This window comes from Caldimonas caldifontis, assembly GCF_002930615.1.
In the GTDB taxonomy this organism is placed as follows: Bacteria; Pseudomonadota; Gammaproteobacteria; order Burkholderiales; family Burkholderiaceae_C; genus Caldimonas; species Caldimonas caldifontis.
In genome coordinates, this window is record NZ_PSNX01000004.1 from 364407 (window position 1) to 371817 (window position 7411).

The 7411-nt window shown below is 68.3% G+C and carries 11 protein-coding genes; 3 read left to right on the top strand and 8 right to left on the bottom strand.

Annotated elements, in window-relative coordinates; translation table 11 throughout:
* Positions 1 to 93 precede the first annotated feature (93 nt).
* The gene (gene radC / locus C1704_RS06965) at positions 94 to 639 is read right to left on the bottom strand and encodes a RadC family protein (RefSeq protein WP_104302023.1); all 546 of its coding nucleotides are present in this window, start codon (positions 637 to 639) and stop codon (positions 94 to 96) included.
* Between the two features lie 637 nt (positions 640 to 1276).
* On the opposite strand from radC, the gene C1704_RS06970 reads away from it, so the two are divergent.
* Positions 1277 to 1489, top strand: coding sequence for a hypothetical protein (locus tag C1704_RS06970; RefSeq protein ID WP_104301981.1), 213 nt, complete (start codon positions 1277 to 1279; stop codon positions 1487 to 1489).
* A 132-nt stretch (positions 1490 to 1621) separates the two neighbouring features.
* Here the strand turns inward: C1704_RS06970 and C1704_RS06975 are convergent, their stop codons facing one another.
* From C1704_RS06975 to C1704_RS17430, 4 genes are all read right to left on the bottom strand, one after another.
* Positions 1622 to 2293, bottom strand: coding sequence for a hypothetical protein (locus C1704_RS06975; protein WP_104301982.1), 672 nt, complete (start codon positions 2291 to 2293; stop codon positions 1622 to 1624).
* Positions 2294 to 2465: 172 nt separating this feature from the next.
* Entirely contained in the window at positions 2466 to 3098 is a 633-nt protein-coding gene (locus C1704_RS06980) for a hypothetical protein (RefSeq protein ID WP_104301983.1), read from the bottom strand.
* Between the two features lie 226 nt (positions 3099 to 3324).
* Complete coding sequence (locus tag C1704_RS06985) at positions 3325 to 3537, bottom strand: hypothetical protein (RefSeq protein ID WP_054018420.1); 213 nt, start codon at positions 3535 to 3537, stop codon at positions 3325 to 3327.
* 2 nt (positions 3538 to 3539) lie between these two features.
* The gene (locus tag C1704_RS17430; protein WP_146076044.1) at positions 3540 to 3743 is read right to left on the bottom strand and encodes a hypothetical protein; all 204 of its coding nucleotides are present in this window, start codon (positions 3741 to 3743) and stop codon (positions 3540 to 3542) included.
* 671 nt (positions 3744 to 4414) lie between these two features.
* Between C1704_RS17430 and C1704_RS06990 the strand changes: the two genes are divergently transcribed.
* Positions 4415 to 4657: a hypothetical protein gene (locus tag C1704_RS06990; protein ID WP_104301984.1), complete on the top strand. Its 243-nt coding sequence runs from the start codon at positions 4415 to 4417 to the stop codon at positions 4655 to 4657.
* 579 nt (positions 4658 to 5236) lie between these two features.
* Here the strand turns inward: C1704_RS06990 and C1704_RS06995 are convergent.
* From C1704_RS06995 to C1704_RS18000, 3 genes are read right to left on the bottom strand one after another with little or no spacing between them, the layout of a single operon-like run.
* Entirely contained in the window at positions 5237 to 5629 is a 393-nt protein-coding gene (locus C1704_RS06995; protein ID WP_104301985.1) for a DUF302 domain-containing protein, read from the bottom strand.
* Positions 5630 to 5637: 8 nt separating this feature from the next.
* On the bottom strand, positions 5638 to 5823 hold the full coding sequence (locus C1704_RS17995; protein ID WP_473206049.1) for a hypothetical protein: 186 nt from the start codon (positions 5821 to 5823) through the stop codon (positions 5638 to 5640).
* Positions 5820 to 6101: a hypothetical protein gene (locus C1704_RS18000; RefSeq protein WP_473206050.1), complete on the bottom strand. Its 282-nt coding sequence runs from the start codon at positions 6099 to 6101 to the stop codon at positions 5820 to 5822. The genes C1704_RS17995 and C1704_RS18000 overlap by 4 nt, the downstream gene beginning before the upstream one ends.
* Before the next feature lie 374 nt (positions 6102 to 6475).
* On the opposite strand from C1704_RS18000, the gene cadR reads away from it, so the two are divergent.
* Positions 6476 to 6919 (top strand): Cd(II)/Pb(II)-responsive transcriptional regulator, encoded by a 444-nt coding sequence (gene cadR, locus C1704_RS07005; RefSeq protein WP_104301986.1) that lies wholly within the window; start codon positions 6476 to 6478, stop codon positions 6917 to 6919.
* Positions 6920 to 7411 lie beyond the last annotated feature (492 nt).

The following is a 7411-nucleotide window of genomic DNA, read 5'->3' on the forward strand; positions in this document are numbered from 1 at the left end:
CCTTGGTTGGGGTGGGATCGGCGGGAGGGACACCGCCTCGGCGGCGCCCTTCTCGCGGCTGGGTCTTGCAGGGCGTGACGGCCGCACATGGCGTCAGAGCAGTCCGCGCTCCGCGAAGCTGACGCACTGGTCGCCGGCGACGACGAAGTGGTCGATCAGGCGGATGTCCACCAGCGCCAGCGCCGACTTCAGCGTCTGCGTCAGGAACTCGTCCGCGCGGCTCGGCTCGGCCTGGCCGCTCGGGTGGTTGTGGGCCACCGCGATCGCGGCGGCGTTGCGGGCCAGGGCGCTCTTGACCAGTTCCCGCGGGTACACCGAGGTCTGGGTGAGCGTGCCGCGGAACACCTCCTCGTGGGCGATCAGCCGGTGGTTGGCATCCAGGTAGAGCGCGAGGAAGACCTCGTGCTGCAGGCCTGCGCAGCGCAGGCGCAGCCAGTCCCGAAGGACCTGGGGCGACGACATCACCGGCCCCTGCGCCATCTGGTCACGCAGCTCGCGCATCAGCAGCTCGCGGGCGACACCGAGTCGGCGCGTCAGGAGCTGCTGCGTGGCCGGGTCCTCGTGGGGCGTCTCCCGGTCGCTGACGCGCAGCGCAGCCGGCGTCGGGCCTGGCAATGGGTGGGCCTGCAGGCCCAGCATCTCTGCCACCAGGTCCTCCCGAGACGCATGGGCGGCATCGGGCAGGTCCGGCAGATTTTGAAGACCCTGGAAAGGGTGGAAGTTCATGGCGTTCTCCTCTCGTGGCGAAAAGGGAGACGGGAACGCCGTTCCCGGTGGGGACTGGTGTCCCCGCAAGGGAAGGATGTGCAGACACACGACGGAACGTGGCCGGCACGGTGGCTCAGATGATCATCCGAGGCAGGTAACGACTGCGACGCCGCTGCCGCCGGTTCGGTCGGCATCGGAAACACTCCTGTCGGGAGTGGGTGTGAGCCCGGCAAGTCTGCGCCATCGGCGCCGTGGATTCAACCGGGGTGGTGCCAGCGACAGAGCCTTTGCCGCGCTTGCCCGCGCAAAGGGCGCCAGGGTCCGTGCCTTGGTCGGGCATCGGTACGCGGGGAGGTGGCACGGTTCGCGTGACCGCACTGCGCGTGGCCGCGCCGTTGTGGCTGGGCCACGGCCTGCGCGGATGTCTTGGCGGGCAGACTGCAAAAGTGACACCGCAGAGGCACTACGCTGTCACTGCAGAAATCTCTTCGTCGCGGGCCGCAGTGGATGTGCACAGACCTGCGCGGGCACGCGAAGATGCGCGGCTTCCCGACAAGGCCGACCCGACATGCTGCGCACCGGAAACCAGCTTCGACTGACCCGACCCGAACGGACGCGGCTGGCCCGCATCACCGCCATCGAGCCGGGGTCCATCCGCAGCGTCGCGGACCTGCAGGCCTACGTCCGCCGGTGCAAGGCCCATTACTGGGGCCACTCCGATGACACCCGCTTCCTGCACTGGCTGATCGAGCGTGAGGTGCAGTCCCTGACCGGACGCTGAGCGCCCGTCGCCCGGTTCGCAGTCTCGGAAACAGGAACGCCCCCGGTGCTGGACCGGGGGCGTGCTGGGTGACGGCCTGGAGTGGATCTGGATCGCGCCGACTGAAGGGTCTCGAACGTTCGACCGGACGGCTCAGCGGAACACGCGCGGCTCGACGCTTGCCCCGCGCATGAACGCGAGGTACGCACCGGCCTTGCCGATGTCGTCGAAGGTCGCCACGGGCTGCTCGTGCAGCACGACGGCCCAGGGACGGACATCGTCATCACTGGCGCGGATGCGCAGTTCCGGCGGCTGCCAGCGCGGGTGGCGGTACAGGGGCAGGCCGGTGTCCCAGGCCATCAGTGCCAGCACATGCGCACAGAGGATGGCTGTACCGGCCGCCTCGCCCGGCTCGACGAGCAGGGGCACCTTCAGCAGGCCGGTCGAGCGGCCGACCGTGCCGACCACGTCGAACTCGTCGAGCCAGCTCGCGCCGGTGCCGGTGTCGCCCAGCACCAGCCGCACCTTGCGGCCGTCCCGGCGGCAGGTCTCCAGCACCCTCGCCAGGCGAGGGTCCGTGCCGGGGTCGAAGTAGGTGCTGTGACCCTGGGCGGATTCGCCCCAGGCACGCACGGCAGCGAGGTACTTTTCGTAGCCGGTGAGGCTCCCCGCGTCATCGGCGGTCGGCATCAGGTCGGGACGATCGAGCCGCTGTGCGATCTGCCGTGCATGATCGCGGGCGTTGTCGAAGCCGAAGCAGGTCACGCCACCTTCGGTGGCGATCACATACAGGCGTTGCTCGGGATTCAGGGTGATGTCTCGCATGGGGAACTCTCGAAGTTGGGAGGGCGGACACCGGCCCTGGCGGGACGGGCCCGCGGGCGGTTGGATGGGGTGCCGGTGAGCCCAGGCCGCTGGACGTCAGTCCTTGGCCGAGTCACGTCAGCGATCGAACCCGGTGCAGCCGATGGGGCTGCGCCGGGGTTCGGTTTTCGGATCAGCGCCGGCTGATCTGCACGGCGGGTGCGGGGCCGTCGACGGGAGGTTCCGGGGCACGCTCGGAGCGGCCTTCGGAGCCACTGACCGGCGACGCCGGGGACATGCCGGCCTGGTGCTGGAAGCGGGCGTGCGCGTCGGCGAACTCGGCATCGCCCAGCAGCTGACGAACCTGCGCGGCGGCCGGTTCGGGCCTGCTGTCGGCGTCACGGGCCGCGGCTGGGCGCGCGCCCCGCTTCGATGTTGCCGGCGAGGCCGGCGGTGCGGCGGCAATGGCCTCGTCGAGGACGTCCGCAGTGCGGTGGTACGCCTTCTGCGTGATTCCGCCGACGAAGGCTGCGGGTCGCTGCAGCGTCCACTGGACCAGCAGGCGCAGCCATTGCCCGATGCGCTTGTCGCGGGCCTGGCGCGCCTTGTGGACGCGCAGCGACTGCTTGCAGGACAGGTACAGCGCCAGGTGGCGGCGCTTCATGTCGGCGTCGCCGTCGAGCTGCGCCATCACCTCGGCGGCGAGGGCGACGTCACGGCCGACGCGTCTGTAGAAGCCGACCCAGGCGCGCTGCTCCTCGATGTCGATGGTGCTGCGGCGCGGTGACGGGCTCTGGAAGGATCTGTCTGGGAAAGCATGACTCATGGGGTTCTCCAAGAATGCGAGGGAACCCCGGCCCCGACGGGAGACGGTGACTCCCGGAGGGTGGATGGCGAGGACGGCTGAAAGCCGAGGGAAACGGGGTGTCGGGTGATGGCGTCCCGATGCCATCGCTGGCGGTCGGTTCACCATCCCCGAGACCCGAGGACTCGATCGGCACGAGGTCGAGCCGCCGGCGGTGCCGTGACGGACGACTCGATGCCCGCGACCATCAGGTCGTGAGCACGCGAGCGGCGCCTCGGCGCAGGCCCTCGGCAATGCCGATCCAGCGGTCGGCGATCCGGTCCAGGTAGACCAGGTCGTCGGCCGCGATCTCGCCCGAGGCGCGGAGCCGGGCGATGACTTCCTTGACCAGGAGGGGATCCTCCCGGGCCAGCACGATGGCCGTCGAGGCGATGCGCCTGCGGTAGGTGTCGACCGTCATGGTCAGCACACCGTCGTGCAGCGCTCGGACGCCAGAGGGTCCGCGGTCTCGCACACCATGCGCATGGACGCGTGGGGCGTGCAGGGCCGGGACCGGAGCAGCGCCGGCAGGGTGACAGGCCGCCGGGCGGGCACACGGGCAAGCCCGGTACCACCCAGCAGTGCACACACCGGCGCGACAGCGCGGTTCCAGGGAACGGGACTCATGGGGGTTCTCCTTCAGGGGTGAAGGGGAACGCCCATCCCTGGCGGGGAACTGGGGTTCCCCGTCTGGGATGCCTTGCCGGGAAGGCAAGGCGCTTCGTCGCGCACCGGTGCGTGCGCGAGCTGCAGAGGTCCGCGTCCGAGAGGACGGGGCCAGGGCAGATGCGTGCGTCAGGCCAGGCTTCTGATCGAGATCAGGCCGGGCTGGTGAACGCAGGGCGCGTCACGACGCAGAGGTCGTGGTCGGCGCATGCGAGGAGGGGCCACGACACAGGGTCATGGCCGGCTCCTGGTTTCGGATCCGGATGGATCTGAATCGGCCCGGCACACGGATGTGCCGGACGGGCCACAAGGCAGGTAACGACTGCGACGCCAGCTGGGCTGGACTTCAGGGCGACCAAAGCCACCGATGAAGGCTGAGCAGACGCGATGTCCGCAGGAAGCCACATCAGTATCGGACGGGGTCCCTCGGTCGGCAACGGACCCGAGGTCTCATCGCGGCAATGCCCGCCCAAGCGACCGGCTCGGCCGACGCTTGGGCGGGCAATCGCTTCCGAGTCCTCCACGACGGTGGCCGGGAATACGGCGCCGCACGGTTGCAGGGCGTGCGGGCCGGCTGACGGTTCGTATAGTGGGCGGATCAAATTCTCCAGCAGACCGGTTCCGCGCTATCCATGACCGTCGAACGCTATGCCTTCAATGACTGCGAAGCCACCACCGCGGCAGGGGTGCCGCTTCGCATTCCTGCTGGCGTTCACCACGTCGAGCGGCGATCGCTGGTGTTCCGCGTGCGCCTGGGTGGCCGCGAACTCGATCTGACCCTGGCCGAGTGGGAGCGCCTGCTGGATGCGGGCTGTGTCGGGCCGGTTGTCGCCGCCGCTGATCCACCGGGGACCGGCGAAACCCATCCTGGGTGAAACACGCGAGGTGGCGAAGGCAGACTGGAACGTCTATGCGAGAGCGCTGGTCGGACCCCGGCGACCACGGCAGTTGCGCTGCTCGAGTGGGCCAGCGACGTGGCGATGAGTGTCTACACAGCGGCACTACACAAGTACCCGGACTCGGCCAGTAGCAGTCGGCCGCCAATGGCCGCTTCCGGCAGCCTCCTTCGCCGTCTCCGTCGGTTCTGGCTTCTGGCCACTGGCTGCTGTCGCGTACTTGTGCGTGTATGCCCATCGGCAAATTCTTCGTCGCCAACTCAGCGCTTGCGGCGGTGTTGGCTGCGGCGGTGTTGGCTGTGGTGGTCGGCGGCAAAGGCTAGGCCCGCCTTCAGGAAGCTGGACCGGCTTGCCGTGAATCCGCTCGGCAGACACGAACTGAGATGCAGGGCCTATGGTCGGCCAAGACCATGGTTGCGCAGTTGGTGGTGCTGGTGAGCGCGCTGGTCGGCTTCGCCGTCGACGCCATCACCGCCCGGAGGCCGCAGCCGGCTTGGATCTGACGACCGGTGGCGGCCGTGCCGATCCGATGACTCGGGCGTGCGTCTGACAGCCTTTCTAGAGCGCCGCCATCACCCGCTCAAGGCGCTGTCGCACTTCGCCGGCAAGCTGCGCGATCTCTGGCCGATCGACCAGGTCGAGCACGGCGCTGGGATCCATGAACTCGACTCGGACGCTTCCGGACGGGTCTTCGCGCACCACCACATTGCATGGCAGCAACACCCCGATCGAGGGCTCTGCCGTCAGCGCGCGGTGGGCCAGCGCCGGGTTGCACGCCCCGAGGATCCGGTAGGGTGGCATGTCCGCACCGAGCTTCTTCTTCAGCGTCGCCTGTACATCGATCTCGGTGAGCACGCCGAAGCCCTCTGCCTGCAGCGCCAGCGTGACACGAGCCAGCGCGTCCGCGAACGACAGCCGAACGGTCTTGCCGAAGCCGTACCTGGCGTCCATGCTTGCCCTCACTTGGTGGGCGCCGGCGTCGGGTTCATCCACTGCTGATGCCACATCATGTGGTTCATCATCATCTGCTGCATCGGCAGGTACTGTTCCATCATGTACTGGCGCTGCTTGAGCTGCTCGGGCGTGAGGTTCGAGTAGTAGCCGCGCATGTGGCCCCAGTCCATCATCGGGGCGCCCATCATCATGCCCGGGCCGCCCATGCAGCAGCCATGCCGCCGCCGGGTCCCCACATGCCGTGCATCGCCGTCATCGCCGACTGCATGCTCGTCCAGTGCTCCTGCAGCAGCTTCTGTCGCTCCTGGGGATCCTGCGTCGCGCGCATCCGTTCCATCTGGGCCTGCATCAGCTTCATGTGCTCCTGCACCTGCGCCAGCTGCTTGTCGAACTCGGCGGTGTTCGGGGCGGCCACCTTCGACGCTGCGGCCTTGTCGGCCGCAGGGCCCTGCTGGGCGGCGACGGGCATTGAGAACGGGACTTGCGCAGAATCAAGGCGCTGCTGCAGGCGGCCGATGGCGGAGCTCCACCCCGCGTGCCGCGATCTCCCCGCGGAGCAGGCACCGGCGTGGCCCGCTCGGCCTCCCGTCAGCATCGAGTCGTTTGGAAGGCGTCTACCCGCGCGACACCGGCCGCACCTATCTACGGCGCAGCGCCGCTCCCGGTTACGCTCTACGACCGCCCGGCCAGGCCCGGATCGAGTTTGCGCACCCGTCCCTACGCTGTGATGGCCCAGACATAAGTGCTGTTGCCACAACATCTCGATGACCACTGCGAATGGGTAAAGCCTGTAGCGGATGTAAAGTATTGGGCACTTTCCCAACCGCAACCCGTCAGAGTGCCATGAAGATCGGAGCCTTGGCCGAAGCCACCGGAACCCCCGTCGAGACGATTCGCTTCTACGAGCGCGAAGGTCTTCTGCCACCGCCCGCGCGGGCGGACAACAACTACCGCATGTACCTGCCGGAGCACGCCGAGCGGCTTGTCTTCATTCGGCAGTGCCGGAACCTGGACATGACGCTCGACGAGATCCGGGCCCTCATCATGTTGCGGGATGCGCCAGCAAAGGATTGCGGCGAGGTCAACGCGCTGCTGGACGAGCACATCGGCCACGTGGTGCACCGCATCCGCGAACTCCGGGAGCTCGAAAGGGACCTGAAGGCGCTGCGCGCGCGCTGCGCGGGAGCCCGAGCGCTGGCGGAGTGCGGCATCCTCAGTCGCCTGGACGGCGCGCCCGCCGTACCGACCACGCGGGCGAAGCGGCGGCACGTGCCAGGTGCACATTGAGGCGGGACCATGGGCAACAAGGCTTTGCCGGCGGTGACGGTGAACGGCACGCCTGCCACGGCGCTTGCGCGTGAGACTTAACGCGCTGCGACGGGCGCCAGGCTGGGTCCACTTGGCGCTTCATGCAGCCTGATCGGAAAGTGCAGCGGATGCCGGAACGGGTCCGGCTGACCGCCCCGCCTTGCAAGTTGCCGCCGTGGACCCTTGCTTCGATGGATTCAGCACTGCCGGCATCTACCGCGTTGCTGCGCGTGCCCGAGGCGCTTTGCCAGCCGAGTAGGGGCTTGACTCTGAACGGACTTCATGCCTGAGCATTCGCAGCTCGTCGATAGCCTGTTGTTGAGATGAACCGTCGCAGCTTCTCCAAGATCGCCTCCGTATCCCTTGCCGGCGCCTCGGTATCTGTTCTAGGGCGTGTTCACACTAATTGCGATGATGGTCGGGGCATTGGACACTTGGGGGCATGGAAATCACGCCCGAGCAATTCGCTGC